Origin of the sequence: Planococcus beijingensis (assembly GCF_016820615.1) — a bacterium.
GTDB classification, from domain to species: domain Bacteria; phylum Bacillota; class Bacilli; order Bacillales_A; family Planococcaceae; genus Planococcus; species Planococcus notacanthi.
Genome location: NZ_JADHDZ010000010.1, coordinates 39,512 through 56,138 on the forward strand (window position 1 = coordinate 39,512; position 16,627 = coordinate 56,138).

Genomic DNA, 16,627 nt, shown 5'->3' on the forward strand with positions numbered 1-16,627 from the left:
AATTTCTCAGCGGTTTTGTTTTTGGTAATAAATATAATCGAGTGGGATGCCTTTTTTGCCGAATTGGCGGAGGAAAGACGTAATCTGCCCTCGATGGTAACTGGCATGATTAACAACTGTAAAAAGCATGTCTTCGCGTGAAGTAGCCAACTTGTCGCCTCGCATGTTCTGGTAATCGAGTGTTTCCTGCCACTGTTCTTCTGCTAATGAAGCGAAAAACAATTCCATTTCTGCATGCAGCAGCATAAACGCTTCGATTGCTTTGTCTGTCGTCTCCACATCAAAATGTTCAAACACAGGCTTTTCTATCCCATTCATCCGCATCAGCCACAGTTTCTCTACTCCAATGATATGGGCAACCGTCGCCTGGATCGAAGCAAACGAATTTGTTCCTTCTTTTTGGTAAAGTTCTTCACCGAACCCTTTAACATGTTCCAAGCAGGCCAGTGTCGCCCATTTGTGATAGGAGAATAGTTTGTCTTTATTCACTTTTTACGCACCTTCCTCCGCTTTTATTCACGTTTCAAACCAGCGTTGCATATCTTTCCACCATTTTTTATAGGTGGCCTTGCCCTTTCAAAACTCGTCTTCAATCATGGCGTAGTAATAATGGTCTTTCCATTCGCCATTGATGTAAAGGAACTCCTTCAGCAAGCCTTCCTGGCGAAATCCGGTTTTCTCCAATACACGGATGGAACCGACATTCTCAGGAGATACATATGCTTCAACACGGTGAAGACGGAGCTGTTCAAAACCGAAAGCAGTCATCAATCTTACCGCTTCCGTGGCAATGCCTTTTCCGATATAGGCTTCATCGATTGAATAGCCGACCAAAGCGCTTAGAAAAGGCATTCGCTTTACGCTGTATACAGAAATATGGCCAATCAACTTATTCGTCTCATGTTCAAAAATTCCTATACTATATTCCCGATTCTCCCTTGCCTGATAAATCGATTCGCGTATTTTTTCCCTTTGAACAGCTGCAGAAAAATAACTGTCCCGATGGCGTGGTTCGTAGATAGACCAGTAATCCCGATTTCGGAGCAGCAATTGTACCATTTCTTCTGCGTCTTCAATCGCCAAACTGCGCAAATAACAGGTCTTCCCCTCGAAAAGCAAATTCATATCAGACCTCAGCAGATGTCAGCGAAATAAATTCCTCGGCATCCTGGACACACAAAGCGATTCCTTTTTCCCAGAACGCTTGTTGTGTAATATCTTCGCCCAGATGCTTCATTGCCAAGTCCTCGGCCGACATCACTGCTGTATCACGAAGCAAAGCCATATACTTTTCTTCAAAACCGGTTCCTTCCTCCAGCGCTTTCGCATAAACACTTAACGAGAAAAGATAGCCGAAGGTATAAGGGAAATTATAGAATGGCACATAGGTAATGTAGAAATGCAGCTTGGATGCCCAAAAATGGGGATGCGTTGAGGCTAAGCCGCCTGCAAATCCTTCCTCTTGCGCCTGTTCCATCAATTCGTTCAAGCGAGAAGCCGGGACGACTCCATTTTTGCGTTCTTCATAGAAACGGGTTTCAAACAGGAAGCGTGAATGAATATTCATAAAGAACGCGACACTGCGCTGGACTTTATCTTCCAGCAACGCAATTTTCTCTTCTCTGGACTGCGCATTTTTCACCGCTGCATCCGCAACGATCATTTCTGCGAAGGTAGAAGCTGTTTCTGCAACATTCATTGCATAAGATCGATTCAATGAATGCACAGGACGCAATGCGTACGTATGGAATGCATGCCCGAGTTCATGTGCCAAGGTTGCGACATTAGACATCGATCCGCTATAGGTCATGAAAATACGGGATTCTTCACTTAAGGGCAGTCCCGTACAAAATCCGCCAGGGCGTTTGTTCGGACGGTCTTCCGCTTCAATCCAACCTTTTTCAAATGCCTGCTGTGCAAACTGCTCCAATTCCGGTCCGAATTTCCCGAATTGCTTCAGGATGAATTCTGCGCCTTCTTGATAAGAAAACTGTTGTGTGCTTTCTGTTACCGGCGCATCTACGTCATACCAGTCCAGTCCGTCTTTCCCAAGCAATTTTCCTTTTTGGTTTAAGTATGCAACAAAAGGCTGCTTGTTCTTGCTGATTGCTCCCCACATGGCATCTAAAGTTTCCTCTTTCATGCGATTGATGTGCAGAGGTTCTTGAAGCGGGTTATCCCATCCCCGTTTTTTATAAGTTTCCAGACGGAAGCCGGCGATAGAATTCAATGTTTTTGCAAAGAATTCTTCTTTTTCTGCCCAAGCTTCCTCTAATTTTTCATAGGATTCTTTACGGACTGCAGCGTCTTTATGGGAACTCAGATTATTTGCCTGTCCAACCGATAAGGTTTTCTCCTCACCGTCGACTGTAACAGTCACTTTAATTTCTCCGACCAGCATATCGTAAAGCTGACTCCAGCCGTGATAGCCATCTACACTTAATGCCGTGATCAGGCTTTCCTCTTTTTCAGACAGCAACATCTTCGCTTCTTCACGCCATTCATTCAAAACGAAAGTGAAGTCGCGCAAAGGTCCTTCATCCAACAGTTCTGCCCACACGCTTTCTTCTGTCTTCGCCAAATCCTGTTGGATTTTTTGGAAGGAATCTTGGAAACGAGCCGATAAAGAAGATGATTCACTATCAAGAATCCCTGCTTTTTTATCCTGCGTATTTTGGGCCATCAAACAGCCGATAAATGCACCGGATTGGCTCAGATGCTTCATCATCAAACTCATCTGCTCAAGCAGGTCCGCTACTTTTTGGGCATCCCCTTTTGCAGAAGGAACTTCGAACTGATGGACCGACTCTTCGAAACCAGAAAGCTTTGTCGATGCGTCATCCATATGTTGACGCAATTCCTGTGATTCGCTGCCTCCTGGAAATAACGTATCCAAATCCCATACTTCCGGATAATTGACTGTCATAATTTTTCCCCCTGGTAAACTAAATTTTCTAAAAACACTTATTAGTATAACATTTTTTATTCTGGAACCGGAACAATATTCCACTCTCTCCCATAAACTCTTCACCTTATCGCCATTTTTAGGGAATCTTTTGGAAAGGGTTAATTGTTGATTGAAACGGCTACAGGTATACTGAAAAGGAGGAGGGATTTCGCATGATTCGTATTTTGCTTATGACAATCGCTTTTCTCGCCGTGGTTGTCATGAATGCTCTAGCAAACATTTTGCCGCTGAATGGCCAAACAACCGGTGAAATTTCAAACCGGATTCTGGTCCTGTTTACACCAGCCGGTTACGTATTTTCAATTTGGTCTATTATTTATTTATTGCTGGCCATCTGGATCATCGCTTTTTGGGTGAATTTAAGAAAGGGACAAATCCCTTCATCCAAGATTGCCTTGTTTTTTATTTTAAGCTGCGCCTTTAATATCAGCTGGCTGCTGCTTTGGCATTATGAATATTTCATCTGGTCAATCGTAGCGATGCTCGGCTATTTGCTGGCGTTGATCGCTCTTTACCTGCAATACAGCAATTCGGAAAGAAAGTTCACCGAACGGTTGCCGATTTCAGTCAATATGGGGTGGATCAGTGTGGCAACCATCGCCAACATCAGCTTTGTATTGACCTACCACAATTGGGGCGGCTGGGGTCTCAGCGACCAGCTGTGGACCGTCATCATGTTGACTGTCGCAACTGCGCTGGCTTTGCATATCCGTTTCCATCATTTTGATATTCCGTTTGCGCTGGTCTTTATCTGGGCGTTTATTGGAATCGCTGTTAAACACGGTACAGGTGAAATGCTGGTGACAACTGCTGCCTTGTTCTTGAGCGGCGTTATATTAACCGGTGTTCTATTAATTAAAAAAAGAACTGCCGAGGCAGTTCACTGATTCGGTAGACAAACTCCGTTTTACGAGTTTGTCTACCGTTTTTTATTGGCTTGAAAACGGCAAAGGAATCCGGATAAAAACCCGAATCCCTTTTTCGATCTATGCGCCAGTTATTTTTCCAGTTTAGTCAAAAGAATCGGTTCGCCTTTTGTCACAAGCACAGTATGCTCGATTTGCGCAACCAATGACTGGTCCGGTGTGATGAATGTCCAGCCGTCTCCTGATTCTACGATATGTTCAGCTTTCTGTGAGATAAACGGTTCTACTGCAAGCACCATGCCTTCTTTCAGGATGGTCGTTTCCCATGCATCGTAATAATTCAAGATGTGCTGAGGAGCTTCATGCAGTGATTTCCCGATGCCATGGCCAGTCAGGTTTTTAATGACAAACAAACCTTGTTCTTTTGCTTCACGTTCCACTGCCTTACCAATTTGGTTCAGTTTAGCGCCGGCTTTGACTTTTGTCATCGCACGGTCGAACGCAGAAGCGGCTGCTTCACAAATTTTTTCTTTATCCGGATGCCCTTCGCCTACAACAAAAGAAATTCCTGTATCTGCGAAATATCCTTCATATGAACCGGAAACATCAATATTGACGATGTCGCCATCCTGGATGACACGCTTGCCCGGAATTCCGTGGGCCACTTCTTCGTTGACACTGATGCATGTATATCCTGGGAAATCATATTCCGATTTCGGGCCGGAAACACCGCCCAGTTCCTCGAATAGTTTACCGCCCAAATCGTCAATTTCTTTTGTTGTGACTCCAGCTTTGGTTGCCGCTTTCATCGCTTCGCGAATTTCAGCTACCATTTGGCCGGCTTTTTTCAGCATTTCAATCTCTTTATCAGTAGTTGCTATCATCAATGACCCTTCTTTCAAGCTTTTCTATTCAAGAATTATACCACAAAATTAAACTGGAGGCTTCTTGACGAGTTTGGAAAACAAACATGCAATCTTTAACTTCTAAACAGAAAAAGAACTTTCCGGAATGAATTCCCGAAAAGTCCTTTGCTTGTGTTAATTCGTATTAGCGGCTTCAGCATCCACTAATCTTGGTGCCGCTGCAAAAAGTGCGGCACAGACAAAAGCGGCAAGCAAGAATACAGGTATCATGTAGGTAGCATTATAGATCGCTGAATAGATGACCACATTGCCTTCAGCAAACATACCGAAAAACAGGATTCCCGTAATGACATGAACCAAATAACGCAACACTGATGCAATCAACACCCCTGCGACGATAGCGGCCAACATCTTGCCGGTTTGCTTGGCATGCGCATGCTGCAAATATTTTGTGCGCATGACACCAGCCAGCCCTACAACTCCGTATGCCAGAAGATAATCCAATAAAACCTGCATGACAACAAATCCGAATGATAAAGGCGCGACAGAAATAAAGCCCGAAACAATCTGCAGCAACCCTACCAATATTCCCGTCAGTACACCGGCAGCGACCCCTCGCCTAAATGCGATTAAAATAATCGGGATCATCACCAGACTGACCGAACCTCCCTGCGGCATCCGGAAAGAAACAAAATCCAATACAAATCCAAGAGCTGCAAAAATGGCAATCTCCATCATTAACAATACTTTTTTATTTCTCATGACTTCCTCCTTAATGTGTTGTGCACATCACCAGAAGGGCCGTGAATAAAACCATATTAAAAACGGCGTCAGGACAGAGCCTGGCGCCGTTGTAAGAGCCGGTTTCCATCCACATCCCTGCGCAAGTGTTAACTTACAGGTTCAAAGGGTAAGAACAGATTGTTCACTCTCAGCTAAAGCTCCCCTTGTGGTGTATACAAATATTTATTCAGTCACCTGTATTGTACACAAGGCCTCTTTCTAATGCAAGGCTGTTTTAAGTAGCTCTGACAGGGTAAAGTGATGGTAGTGAAAAAATCCGAAAGGTGGTGGAGGCAGCCGGGATTCTGGGTTGCCGAATGAATGATTGAATTATTGAAGGAATTGATTAAAATTCAAAGTGATACAAAAGAAGGAGCAAATGAAGCTCTTCTTTTTTGTGCCGACTGGCTGAAACAAAAAGGAGAAACGGTTACTGTCCACGACAATAAAGGCTACTTGATGCTCACTGCTGAGAAAGGACAAGGCAATGAGACCATTGTTTGGAATGGCCATGTCGATGTAGTTCCTGGCCATAAAGAACAGTTTGTGCCAGCCGAAGAACAAGACCGCATTTACGGACGCGGCGCAGCTGATATGAAAGCGGGTGTTGCAGCAATGATGCAAGCCTTTATTGAGCTGGAATCTAGTGGTTTGAACCGCAAAGTTCAATTACATATTGTCACCGACGAAGAGATTGGTGGCCGCAATACATCTAAATGGTTGGTCGAGCAAGGTTTCCATGGTGATTTTGTTATTTGCGGAGAACCGACAGGCTTAAAAGTCGGATTGCAGTCGAAAGGTATTTTACGAATGGATATGGTTTTCAAAGGCAAGCCCGCACACGGCAGCCGCCCTTGGGAAGGCATCAATGCCATCGAATCCGCTATGAAATTCCATATGGCTGCAACAGAGCTGCCATTCCGGAAAGAATCTACTGAATATTATGAGCAGCCGTCGGTGAACCTGCCGATCATTAAAGCAGGAGACCGTTACAACGTGGTTCCTGAAACGTGCGAAATGTCTTATGACATCCGTTTTATGCCTGGACAGGACAAAGAGGAAATTGTTCGGCAATTAGCAGAATTAGCTGAGACCTTGAACATCGACATGGACTATAAAGCTTCAGGTTCAACACCCGCGCTGACAACAACAAAAGAAAACCCATTTATCCAGACTCTGCAAAAAGCGATTCTCGAAACGACTGATAAAGAAGCCGTATTATTCGGTCAGCATGGTGCAGCCGATACGCGGTATTATGCAGCCGTCACCGGCGGCGAAGGTGCCATTGAATTTGGACCAAGTGGAGATGACTGGCATGGCAACGCCGAATATGTCTTGATTTCCAGCGTCCATAAATACAAAGACATTCTATTGGCACATGCGCAATCTGCGTAAAAATGTTTGCACACTGCCTGATTCGGGAAAATACTAATTACTAACCCTATGATTGGAGAGATTTATATGGCAATTGGACGACTAGTGAAATCCGCGATAAAATATGGCCCCATCGCTTATCCTATTATCCGTAAAGTATTAAATAAAAGAAAACAAGGAAAAGCTGGACAACCGGCTTCTACACAGCAACCTCCGACGCGTGGAAAAAAACGCTAAATAAAAAAGTTCCGGCATGAAACTCATGCCGGAACTTTTTTATGCGCTAAGGGCTTTTGCTTTTCTAGAGATAAGGCAAAGCTTCCCGCAAAGCCAAGTAACCGGTCGGACTGCCAGCAGATGGCCGTAGGGCTGTCTCTTCAGCCTCACTTCCCTCTTCTTCTTGCCCTCCATCACCTTTCTGCTCTTGCGCCTCCATAATCTGTTCGAATGTCAATGGATTCGGTGACGGCAATTCGAAATCTTCAACCGTCCACGTTTCCTGATATTCACCAAAAAATGCATTGGCCATTGCTTGATAGCCAGCCGCATTCGGATGGACGTCAGCTGCATTCGGAATTTTATCTACAGCCTCATCGCCGAATGAATGGTCTACAGAAACAAACGTCGCCCCTGCCTTTTCAGCAGACCGTTTAAGAATCTCATTTAACCGGTCCAGTTGTTTGGCTGTTCCGTATTTTTGGCTGTCGCGGACATGCGGGTAAGCGAAATAATAGCCCATCACATAAACATCCGCATTCGGAGAGAGCTCCGTCAGCTCAGCCAAAATCAACTCCATATTCTTTCTTGCTTCATTGAGTGCAAAATCTGCTTGGATCTGCTGGAAAGTCAGCGATCCCTGTGCCGGATCGTCTTGGACCAGGCGCAGCAAATCATTCGCTCCAGCTGAAACGGTAATGAGGTTGGCCGATGCCAACACGCTCTTCGCTTCATCCGACTGGATGCTGTCTAATACGTCAGCTGTTGTAAATCCCGGAAACGCCAAATTTTTCGAGTAGAAAGCCACAGGCTGATTGCGTGACAATTCCTGTGCAATCATATCGGCGTACCCAGCATCTATCTCGCGTTCAGGTGTTTGCCCTGCCGCCAGCGAATCACCGATAGCGATGTATGCTGCCGGAATCTTGAGTTCGGCTTGCGCCGAAGCCGATCCGCTGAAAAACAGAAGGCCAGCCACTGCCGCGATCCAATACTTTTTCATCTCATTCACCTCTTAGAATGCCCAGTTTCCGTTCCGGAAGATAGGCTCTTTTGAACCATCGGCGGTGATTCCATCAATATCCATGCTGTCGCTGCCAATCATGAAATCTTCATGGACGATTGATGTGTTCAAACCGATGGCTTTCAATTGATTGCGTTCCAGATCGCGTGCCCCTTCATAGCAAGTCGGATAAGAGTCGCCGATTGCCAAATGGTTCGAAGCATTTTCATCAAACAAGGTATTGTAGAACAGAATATCGGAATCGGAAATTGGCGAATGATGCGGCACCAACGCCACTTCCCCCAAATAAGCCGCTCCTTCATCTGCCGTGATCATTTCATTGAGAAGTTCCTGCCCCGTCTCCGCTTTGGCTTCAACAATTTTGCCTTTTTCAAAGGTCAGCGTAAACCCATCAATCACATTGCCTTGATAAACCAATGGCTTCGTATTGCGGACTTTGCCGTCGACTCCATGTTTTAACGGTACCGTATAAACTTCTTCTGTCGGCATATTGGCGATAAACGGATTGCCTTGAGGCGTTTTTGAAGCGCCGGACATCCAAATATGCTTGCCGGGAAGTTCAATGGTTAATTCTGTGCCAGGTGCAGTGTACTGCAACTTCACATAGCGTTTATCGTTTAATTGAGCAGCGCGCTGTTCCAGCAAAGCGATATGGTTTTTCCAAGCTTCGACCGCATCACCTTCGCCGATACGCACTGTTTTGAAGATAGCTTGCCATAAGGCTTCCATCTGTTTTTCAGCCGGCAAATCCGGAAATACTTTTTGTGCCCATTTCGGTGAAGGAATAGCGACGATCGACCAAGCCACTTTATCTGTACCGACCGCTTGGCGATAGCGCTCCAATGCTTTGCCGGCAGACTTTTGTGAATCAGCCAGGCGTTTAGTCGGGATGCCTGTCAGCAAGTCCGGGTCTTCGGCATCAATCCACAGGAAGGCGCCGCCTGTATTAATCACTTCATCGCGTTGAACGACAGACCATTCCGGATATTCCTGAAATGCCTCATCTGGCGCCAATTCGAAATGCGCCCTTGTCAAAACAGGATCTTCATAATTGACTTGAACCCGCTTTGCCCCTGCCTCATATGCTTTCTTGACAACCAGGCGTGTGAATTCAAGCGTGTCAGTCGTCGTATTGATTACGATTAATTGTCCTTTTTGGACATTCAATCCTACATAAACCGTCAAATCAGCATATTGCTCAAGCTTCTCTTGAAAATTCATCGTTTATTCCCCTTTGCAGCAATGGTTTTGCTGGAACCTTCAATCAGTTTCCCGCCATGAATCACTTTTTGGACAGGCTTGGAAGGCAATTCCTTCGTGAATTTCTTGTAATGGCGTTCATCGGAATAAGCCAGCAAAGTCAATACTTCGCCATCCGCTCCCGCTCTTCCGGTTCTGCCTGAACGATGCAGGTATTGCTCAACTGTTTGCGGTACATCGACATGGATGACATGCGTCACTTTATCGATGTCCAAACCGCGCGCTGCTACTTCTGTCGCAATCAATACAGCAACTTCCCCTTTGCGGAAAGCATCCAAGGCTTTTTTGCGTTCATCTTTTTTCATTTCAGAATGCAAGGTCACGATTTTCGCATCGCGGAATTTCAGTTTATTTTCCTTCATCAGCAATTGGTCCAGGTTATTGACGAATGCCAAGCCTTTCATGCCGGGAATATGCGACAGGCTGCGCAGCATTTCAGTTTTGTCGCGCTCATCCACTTTGATGAATGAATGCGTCACTTGCCCAAGCATCGGCAAATCTTCAGCCGTTACCTGCAGCCGTGTAGGGTGCTGCATCAACCGTTCCGCCACCAATTCTATTTCTTCGGTGATTGTAGCGGATACCAGCACCAATTGGCGCTCATGCTGAGTTTTTTCAATCAGGTCTTTCATGATGCCCCGGTGTTCGCGTGCCATCAATTGATCGCCTTCATCCAGCACCAATATCCGGATTTCATGCATTTTCAGTTTTTTGGTTTTCACCAATTCATTTAAACGTCCAGGCGTCCCTACGACAATCGTCGGTTTTTTCTTCAACTTCTCTAATTGTCGCTGCATATTTGCCCCGCCAATCAATTGTGTAACGGTGACATCCGTCCCTTCTGTCCACTCACGCAACACATTGACGATCTGCATGGATAACTCCTGCGACGGAGCGACGATCATTGCCTGGATTGCCTGCTTTTCGGGATTGACACGTTCCAGTATCGGCAATACGTAAGCCAATGTTTTACCCGATCCCGTTGGCGATTCAGCAACAATATCATTGCCCGCCAACATTTCCGGAATCATCTGTTCCTGGATCGGCATAGCTGTTTCAAATCCAGCTTTTTCCCATTTTTCTTGCCACATCGGGCTTAATTCATTTACAAAAGTCATCTGCGATTCCACCTTCTTTTCAATGCTTTTAGTGTACCATATTTGTTGTTTTGACGCCTTTTTCACGCAAAAAAAACCAGCCCTCCCAAGGACTGGTTCAATCGATTATTCAGTTACTTCTTTTTGTCGGTAGACAATTTCTTTTTCCGCTTCAGTGACCGGACGTACCGGCTTCTTAATGAAGAAAGACAACAGCAATGCCACTAACGCAATAAAAGTGGAAACGAAAAACGAGAAATTGATGCCATCCAGCATAGCTAAGTTCATGATGCTTTCAGGAGCTGTTCCAGCCGCCGCCAACTCTTTTGCTGTCGACTCCGTTCGTGTGTTCATCACGGTAATAAGGAAAGCTGAACCGACCGCACCCGCAACTTGCTGCAAGGTATTGTTGATGGCCGTTCCATGCGGATAAGCTTTCATCGGCAATGTATTCAATCCATTGGTCATGACCGGCATCATGACCATAGAAATACCGAGCATACGCAACGTGTAGATCATCATGATGCTAAAGTAGCTGGAATCCAGGCTCAACTGGCTGAACATGAACGTCGTCAGCACAACAATCGCCAAGCCGGGAATGGCCAACACTTTTGCGCCGAACCGGTCAAACAACCGGCCGGTGACTGGAGACATGAAGCCCATAACCAGTGCACCTGGCAGCATCAGCAAGCCTGAATCGATCGGCGAAATTCCTTTGATGGTCTGAATGTAAATTGGCATGAGAATCATCGCTGAAAACATGGACATGGAAATGGCCACTGAAATCGCTGATGACAATGCGAACATTGGGTATTTATAAATCCGGATTTCCAATAGAGGCTTATCCAGTTTCAATTGACGGAAACCGAAAATAACGAGTGAAATAACACCAACAGCAATGGTCACCATAACAACTGGATCGGTCCACCCCATCGTACCCGCAGAACTAAATCCGTACAATACCCCGCCAAACCCTAGACTGGAAAGAGCCAACGACGCTTTATCAAGCGATATTTCTCTGTCTTGGAATGTCAGGTTTTTCAATTTGAAGATCCCTAATGCCAACGGAATCAATGCTACTGGCAAGACGATCCAGAAAAGCACACGCCATGAGTAATGTTCGACAATAAATCCGGAAAGGGTCGGCCCAATTGCAGGTGCAACGACCATAACAAGTCCGAATACACCCATTGCCGATCCACGTTTTTCAACTGGAAATGCCGCAAGCATGACGTTCATCAATAATGGCATCATTAAAGCAGATCCGGCTGCTTGAATCATACGTCCGGCCAGCAATACGCTGAATATCGGGGCAACTGCGGCCAATAGCGTTCCGAGTGCAAACAAGGACATCGCCACAATGAATATTGAGCGGTTGGAATACCGCTGGATCAAATAGGCACTGGCTGGAATCAGAATTCCGTTGACCAGCATATAACCTGTAACTAGCCACTGCGCTGTGGATGCATCGATCCCCAGATCAAGCATGATTTCAGGCAACGCTATATTTAATAAAGTTTGGTTAAAAATTGCAACGAACGCTCCCGTAAAGAGAATGGCTATAATGCCATAAGGCGTTTTTTTCTGTTCTTTCATTTTTGTGTTTCCTCCGTAAATGGTGCTCTTTATTTTTTTCTCTTTCTCCATTGCATTATTCTATACCGCCTGTATATTTTTTTCAAGCATTTTATCCGACAAAGTTAAAAACATTGATATATAAGCATTTTCAAGTTATTATAATATTAGACTATCGGTATAAAGGTGAGGTATATGAATCCTAAAAAACAGCAAATCCTAAATGCGGCGTATGATCTTTTCATCAATAAAGGCTATAATTCTTCTTCTATCCAGGATATCCTGGATGAAGCGACTGTATCAAAAGGAACTTTTTACAATTACTTCGGATCCAAAGCAGAGTGCCTAATGGCCATCATGGATTCTATCGGCAGTGAAATCAGGCAACGGCGAATGGCGGCTGCTGTCGGCAAGCAATCCAATGATCCGGAAGTATTGGCGGAGCAATTATTTATCCGCATCAAACTCAACCTTGAAAAAAATCTCTTTTCTCTCTATGAAAGCATCTTCTATTCACAAGAACCGGAATTGAAATCCTTTTCTATTAAACAGTACTCTTTGGAAATGGAATGGATCTCATCCCGAATCATTGATGTTTTCGGCAAAGAAGCCGCTCCCTATGCACTGGAAAATGCGGCATTTGTACACGGCTATGTCCAGCAGCTGATCCATATCTGGCGTCTTGTATCCGAAGATGCTCTGCCGGCAGACAAGCTTTCTTCTTTTGTCATCCGGAGGCTGCAGGCGACCATCGCACTCCAAATAGCGGCTAAAGATACATTTATCGGCAACTTGAAATTGCCGCTTGCTAAATCTGCCGACAACATCGAATTAGAGGAACTGCCTCCGATGTTGGCAACATACGCCGAGAAATTGAAAAAACAGAAGAACACGCAACAGCTCGTGCAATTTTTGGCAACTGAGCTGGCTGCGGAAACTCCAAGAAAAGCACTGATTGAAAGTGTCCTTACCACATTGGCTAATGATGACCGGACTGAAGCTGAATTGTCGATTATGATTGAACAGGTGTGGAAACATTTAGATGAAATTGCATAAAAAAGCAGCGCCTGTTAAGGACGCTGCTTTTTTCTATGGTTTTCGCCGTCCTTTGACGGCTTGTTCAAATGCATATGCGTATTCAATCAGTGTCGGTTCGCTGAATGCTTGGCCGGCGAACGTAATACCAAAAGGCTCACCCGATGGACTAAAGCCAAAAGGCACTGTAATTGATGGAAAACCTGCAGCCGCACCTATGTTGCAGCCAAAATCCTGCGGCAATACCAATGCATCCACACCGATATTCTCCAGGACATTCTTCATTCCACGCTCTGCCGCCAGAAAGCGGTTGCGTTCCAGTGCTTCGACGTATTCTCTTTCCGTTAGCATGCCGCTCATCCCATTAGCCTGTTCCAGCAAATTCTGTCCAAACTTCAGCATTTTCTCTGCATGCTCATTATTGAAAGCGATGACATCATCCAAGGAACGAATTCGCTGGTCCGGATTGGACTTCGCCAAATACGCATTCAAGTTCGCCTTGAATTCATGCAGCAACACCGCAAATCCAAGGTCTTCCTGCTCGACGCCCAGATCAACTTCGTCTACGATTTCCGCACCGCATTCACGAAGCGCATCCAACGCCTTTTCAAAAAGCTCAGCCTGTTCATCGTTGATTTCTTTAAACAGCCCTCTCGCTACACCCAATGCAACACCTTGAAGCCCGTCTTTCTTCATATGGCTGCGCCAGTCATAATGCTCAAACTGAGCCGCAAATGCTGTAATCTTGTCTTCCGGATCGATGCCAATGATTACTTCCAAAAGCGCTACAGCATCTGCTACAGTCCGCGCTAAAGGACCTGGAACATCCTGTGTATGAGACAGCGGGATGACGCCGCTGCGGCTCACCAGCCCGACCGTTGGCTTGATCCCGACCAGACTGTTTTGTGCAGCGGGATTAATGATCGACCCCGACGTTTCTGTTCCGATTGCGCCCGCCGCCAAATTCGAAGCGACAGCTGCGGCGGACCCTGAACTTGAACCGCCCACGTCAAATTCACCATATGGATTTTTCACTTGTCCGCCTCTCGAGCTATAGCCATTGGTCATTTTATCGGACATAAAATTCGCCCATTCCGTCATATTGGTTTTGCCGAGAATCACGGCACCCGCCTGGCGCAATTTTTTCACCACTTTGGCATCTTTTAGAGCATAATGATCCTTCAATGCTAAAGACCCTGCACTGGTATGCATCTTATCACAGGTGTCCATATTGTCTTTCACCAAGACCGGAATGCCGTGCAGAGCGGAACGCGGACCGGTTTGCCGGCGCTCAAAGTCAAGCGCTTGCGCAGTCAGCAAAGCATCCGGATTCATCTCCAGTACAGCGTCTGTATTTTTGTCTCGTAACGAAATATTTTCTTTATACATGAGAACAAGTTCTTCGGAAGTGAGCTCCCCTTTGTCCATCGCCTCCTGCATTTCCTCGATTGTCATTTCATCAAGCCGTTCCTGGCGGTAGCTTTCCAATTCTTTATTGTGCATGGATTCTTCCTCCCATTTATATAAGGCATTGAAAAAAGCCGGAATCAGCCGGCTTGGTCAGTCTCTGTATAGGTTTTCATTAATTCATAGAGTGAGGTTTCATACAGCTGGCGTCCGTTGATCTTGAAGACGTTCTTTTCGACCAGTCCCTGAATGATGGTTTCACGTTTATCCGTGAATTTTGACTCGGGTATCTGCACCATTTTCATCGTTCTCTCCTTCTTGATGTATTCTCTTGTCTTTACCCTCCGCTCTATACGGTTAAAACCTGTTGACATCAAACTAGCCTATTTTAACCAAAAAGTTGAAAAGAGCCCGATCAGCTTTAATAGCTGATCGGGCTCACTTCATTTATTCTGCCAACTCCAGCCACGCCACTGCTTCGCAATGGGTGGACTGAGGGAACATATCGACTGGCTGCACTTCTTTTGTGCGGTAGCCGCCGTCTTCCAATATGCGCAGGTCACGTGCCAGTGTTGCCGGATTGCAGGATACATAAACCACACGTGTCGGGCGCTGCTTAAGGATCGTCCGCAGCAGCTGCTCATCACAGCCTTTGCGCGGAGGGTCAACAACCAAGACATCCGCTTTCTTGCCTTCTTTGTACCAGCGCGGAATGACTTGTTCAGCTGGTCCGGCTTCAAACAAAGTGTTAGACAAGCCGTTTAATTCCGCATTGCGTTTGGCGTCTTCTATGGCTTGAGGCACAATTTCAACCCCCATCACGAATTCAGCCTGTTGCGCAAGGAACAAGGAAATGGTCCCGATTCCGCAATATGCGTCGATTACCGTTTCTTTTCCGGTTAATTGAGCGTATTCCAAAGCTTGGCCATAGAGAACTTCTGTTTGTTCAGGATTGATCTGGTAGAATGAACGCGCAGAAATCTCAAAACGGACATCGCCGATTTGGTCTTCTATTGCATCTTTGCCCCAGAGCGTCAGGGTTTCATCGCCAAAAATGACATTGGTTTTTTCGCTATTGATGTTTTGGACAATTGATGTCACTTCCGGAACAGTCGCCTGGATCAATTCAATGGCACGCGCCGCTTGAGGGAATTTCTTTTTCTTGGTTACCAGAACCACCATGATTTCTCCAGTAGCACGCGCTTTTCGGACCACTACATGGCGAAGCATGCCGCGGTGCGTTGCTTCCTCATAAGGCTCAATGCCCATTTCAGCCAAACTCTTTTTGAGTGACACCATTATGGCGTCGGCTTCCGGTGTCTGGATCAGGCAGATATCCGTGTCGGCAATGTCATGCGAACGCGGCTGATAAAATCCAGCAACCACTTTGCCATCTTGTGTGCTGAATGGAATCTGGGACTTATTGCGGTAGCGCCATGGATGTTCCATCCCTTTTACAGGATGTACCGGCACGTCCGGCAATTTGCCGATCCGTGTGATGGCATCGCGCACCAATTTTTGTTTGAAGGTCATTTGCCCTTCATACGATAAATGTTGAATCTGGCAGCCTCCACACGTGTCGAAGACCGGGCAAGGAGCTGTAACACGAAAAGGCGATGACTGTTTTATTTCAATAAGCTTTGCAAAGCCATAGGATTTCAATGTCTTCAAAACGTGCACAACCACGTCTTCCCCCGGCAACGCGCCTGGGATGAACAACGGATAGCCTTCTACTTTCGCTACACCTGCACCATCATGCGTCAAATCTTCTACATGGACCGTTATCCGGTCATTTTTATTTACTGGTTTCAAAAAGTTCACTCCATTTCACATTTACTTATCATACAACAAGAAAAGAAAAAGTGCCCGTCTTAAATTCGACAGGCATAAGACATTCTAACGAAGCGATGTTTTTCAGCCACACTGCTGAAGTGGCTTATAACTTTAGCATTCGGGCATTAAGGTCTAGACAGGAATCAAGAGCTAAAACTCTATTTAAACAGAAAAAACGCGGCAGGCAAAGGCCTGCGCGCGTCTCTATTTTTTATCTTTTGTAGCGGGGCCATCCTTCAGTGAGAACCAGAACCCGAAAATGATGGATCCGAATAAAACCAGGAATGGCGCATAAAATATCATGAAATCCTGCATGGATAATG

17 protein-coding genes and 1 riboswitch are annotated in these 16,627 nt (G+C 45.7%); of the genes, 4 read left to right on the top strand and 13 right to left on the bottom strand.

The genetic code is table 11. From position 1 onward, the window contains the following. Positions 1-6: 6 nt before the first annotated feature. The 3 genes from IRE19_RS17355 to IRE19_RS17365 form a co-directional block, all read right to left on the bottom strand. Positions 7-489, bottom strand: a complete 483-nt coding sequence (locus IRE19_RS17355) for a DinB family protein (RefSeq protein WP_203341354.1) — start codon at positions 487-489, stop codon at positions 7-9. Positions 490-576: 87 nt separating this feature from the next. Next, positions 577-1,125, bottom strand: a complete 549-nt coding sequence (locus IRE19_RS17360) for a GNAT family N-acetyltransferase (protein WP_203341355.1) — start codon at positions 1,123-1,125, stop codon at positions 577-579. A gap of 1 nt (position 1,126) precedes the next feature. Beyond that, positions 1,127-2,926, bottom strand: coding sequence for a M3 family oligoendopeptidase (locus tag IRE19_RS17365; protein WP_203341356.1), 1,800 nt, complete (start codon positions 2,924-2,926; stop codon positions 1,127-1,129). 194 nt (positions 2,927-3,120) lie between these two features. On the opposite strand from IRE19_RS17365, the gene IRE19_RS17370 reads away from it, so the two are divergent. Next, the gene (locus tag IRE19_RS17370) at positions 3,121-3,855 is read left to right on the top strand and encodes a TspO-related membrane protein (protein WP_203341357.1); all 735 of its coding nucleotides are present in this window, start codon (positions 3,121-3,123) and stop codon (positions 3,853-3,855) included. A gap of 110 nt (positions 3,856-3,965) precedes the next feature. Here IRE19_RS17370 and map read toward each other — a convergent pair whose 3' ends face one another. Further along, a complete protein-coding gene (gene map / locus IRE19_RS17375; protein ID WP_203341358.1) occupies positions 3,966-4,718 on the bottom strand; it encodes a type I methionyl aminopeptidase in 753 nt (250 codons plus the stop codon). A gap of 156 nt (positions 4,719-4,874) precedes the next feature. Continuing rightward, positions 4,875-5,462: an energy-coupled thiamine transporter ThiT gene (gene thiT / locus IRE19_RS17380; protein ID WP_191716799.1), complete on the bottom strand. Its 588-nt coding sequence runs from the start codon at positions 5,460-5,462 to the stop codon at positions 4,875-4,877. Between the two features lie 97 nt (positions 5,463-5,559). Next, positions 5,560-5,658, bottom strand: a riboswitch (TPP riboswitch). 146 nt (positions 5,659-5,804) lie between these two features. Between thiT and IRE19_RS17385 the strand changes: the two genes are divergently transcribed. After that, a complete protein-coding gene (locus IRE19_RS17385; RefSeq protein ID WP_203341359.1) occupies positions 5,805-6,878 on the top strand; it encodes a M20 family metallopeptidase in 1,074 nt (357 codons plus the stop codon). Positions 6,879-6,944: 66 nt separating this feature from the next. Continuing rightward, positions 6,945-7,094 (top strand): hypothetical protein, encoded by a 150-nt coding sequence (locus IRE19_RS17390; protein WP_203341360.1) that lies wholly within the window; start codon positions 6,945-6,947, stop codon positions 7,092-7,094. 64 nt (positions 7,095-7,158) lie between these two features. Here IRE19_RS17390 and IRE19_RS17395 read toward each other — a convergent pair whose 3' ends face one another. From IRE19_RS17395 to IRE19_RS17410, 4 genes are all read right to left on the bottom strand, one after another. Then, complete coding sequence (locus IRE19_RS17395) at positions 7,159-8,076, bottom strand: SGNH/GDSL hydrolase family protein (RefSeq protein ID WP_203341361.1); 918 nt, start codon at positions 8,074-8,076, stop codon at positions 7,159-7,161. Between the two features lie 12 nt (positions 8,077-8,088). Continuing rightward, the gene (locus IRE19_RS17400; RefSeq protein ID WP_203341362.1) at positions 8,089-9,318 is read right to left on the bottom strand and encodes an aminopeptidase; all 1,230 of its coding nucleotides are present in this window, start codon (positions 9,316-9,318) and stop codon (positions 8,089-8,091) included. Beyond that, positions 9,315-10,475 carry a DEAD/DEAH box helicase gene (locus tag IRE19_RS17405; protein ID WP_203341363.1) on the bottom strand — a complete coding sequence of 387 codons (1,161 nt, stop codon included), beginning with the start codon at positions 10,473-10,475 and terminating at the stop codon, positions 9,315-9,317. The genes IRE19_RS17400 and IRE19_RS17405 overlap by 4 nt, the downstream gene beginning before the upstream one ends. A gap of 105 nt (positions 10,476-10,580) precedes the next feature. Continuing rightward, entirely contained in the window at positions 10,581-12,050 is a 1,470-nt protein-coding gene (locus tag IRE19_RS17410) for an MDR family MFS transporter (RefSeq protein WP_203341364.1), read from the bottom strand. Between the two features lie 174 nt (positions 12,051-12,224). Between IRE19_RS17410 and IRE19_RS17415 the strand changes: the two genes are divergently transcribed. Next, entirely contained in the window at positions 12,225-13,085 is an 861-nt protein-coding gene (locus IRE19_RS17415; RefSeq protein ID WP_203341365.1) for a TetR/AcrR family transcriptional regulator, read from the top strand. Between the two features lie 33 nt (positions 13,086-13,118). Here the strand turns inward: IRE19_RS17415 and IRE19_RS17420 are convergent, their stop codons facing one another. The 4 genes from IRE19_RS17420 to cydS all read right to left on the bottom strand — a co-directional run bounded on the left by IRE19_RS17420 (position 13,119) and on the right by cydS (position 16,619). After that, positions 13,119-14,567 (bottom strand): amidase family protein, encoded by a 1,449-nt coding sequence (locus IRE19_RS17420; RefSeq protein ID WP_203341366.1) that lies wholly within the window; start codon positions 14,565-14,567, stop codon positions 13,119-13,121. Positions 14,568-14,611: 44 nt separating this feature from the next. Next, complete coding sequence (locus tag IRE19_RS17425) at positions 14,612-14,776, bottom strand: Fur-regulated basic protein FbpA (RefSeq protein WP_191716808.1); 165 nt, start codon at positions 14,774-14,776, stop codon at positions 14,612-14,614. Between the two features lie 142 nt (positions 14,777-14,918). Next, positions 14,919-16,283, bottom strand: coding sequence for a 23S rRNA (uracil(1939)-C(5))-methyltransferase RlmD (rlmD, locus tag IRE19_RS17430; protein WP_203341367.1), 1,365 nt, complete (start codon positions 16,281-16,283; stop codon positions 14,919-14,921). A gap of 225 nt (positions 16,284-16,508) precedes the next feature. Further along, positions 16,509-16,619, bottom strand: a complete 111-nt coding sequence (gene cydS, locus IRE19_RS18580) for a cytochrome bd oxidase small subunit CydS family protein (RefSeq protein ID WP_404825543.1) — start codon at positions 16,617-16,619, stop codon at positions 16,509-16,511. Positions 16,620-16,627 lie beyond the last annotated feature (8 nt).

Coding starts and splice junctions, on each gene's coding strand:
- IRE19_RS17385 (WP_203341359.1), top strand. CDS start 5,805: ATGATTGAATTATTGAAGGAATTGATTAAAATTCAAAGTGATACAAAA.
- cydS (WP_404825543.1), bottom strand. CDS start 16,619: ATGCAGGATTTCATGATATTTTATGCGCCATTCCTGGTTTTATTCGGA.
- IRE19_RS17370 (WP_203341357.1), top strand. CDS start 3,121: ATGATTCGTATTTTGCTTATGACAATCGCTTTTCTCGCCGTGGTTGTC.
- IRE19_RS17365 (WP_203341356.1), bottom strand. CDS start 2,926: ATGACAGTCAATTATCCGGAAGTATGGGATTTGGATACGTTATTTCCA.
- map (WP_203341358.1), bottom strand. CDS start 4,718: ATGATAGCAACTACTGATAAAGAGATTGAAATGCTGAAAAAAGCCGGC.
- IRE19_RS17420 (WP_203341366.1), bottom strand. CDS start 14,567: ATGCACAATAAAGAATTGGAAAGCTACCGCCAGGAACGGCTTGATGAA.
- IRE19_RS17360 (WP_203341355.1), bottom strand. CDS start 1,125: ATGAATTTGCTTTTCGAGGGGAAGACCTGTTATTTGCGCAGTTTGGCG.
- IRE19_RS17395 (WP_203341361.1), bottom strand. CDS start 8,076: ATGAAAAAGTATTGGATCGCGGCAGTGGCTGGCCTTCTGTTTTTCAGC.
- IRE19_RS17400 (WP_203341362.1), bottom strand. CDS start 9,318: ATGAATTTTCAAGAGAAGCTTGAGCAATATGCTGATTTGACGGTTTAT.
- IRE19_RS17410 (WP_203341364.1), bottom strand. CDS start 12,050: ATGAAAGAACAGAAAAAAACGCCTTATGGCATTATAGCCATTCTCTTT.
- IRE19_RS17405 (WP_203341363.1), bottom strand. CDS start 10,475: ATGACTTTTGTAAATGAATTAAGCCCGATGTGGCAAGAAAAATGGGAA.
- thiT (WP_191716799.1), bottom strand. CDS start 5,462: ATGAGAAATAAAAAAGTATTGTTAATGATGGAGATTGCCATTTTTGCA.
- IRE19_RS17390 (WP_203341360.1), top strand. CDS start 6,945: ATGGCAATTGGACGACTAGTGAAATCCGCGATAAAATATGGCCCCATC.
- IRE19_RS17415 (WP_203341365.1), top strand. CDS start 12,225: ATGAATCCTAAAAAACAGCAAATCCTAAATGCGGCGTATGATCTTTTC.
- IRE19_RS17425 (WP_191716808.1), bottom strand. CDS start 14,776: ATGAAAATGGTGCAGATACCCGAGTCAAAATTCACGGATAAACGTGAA.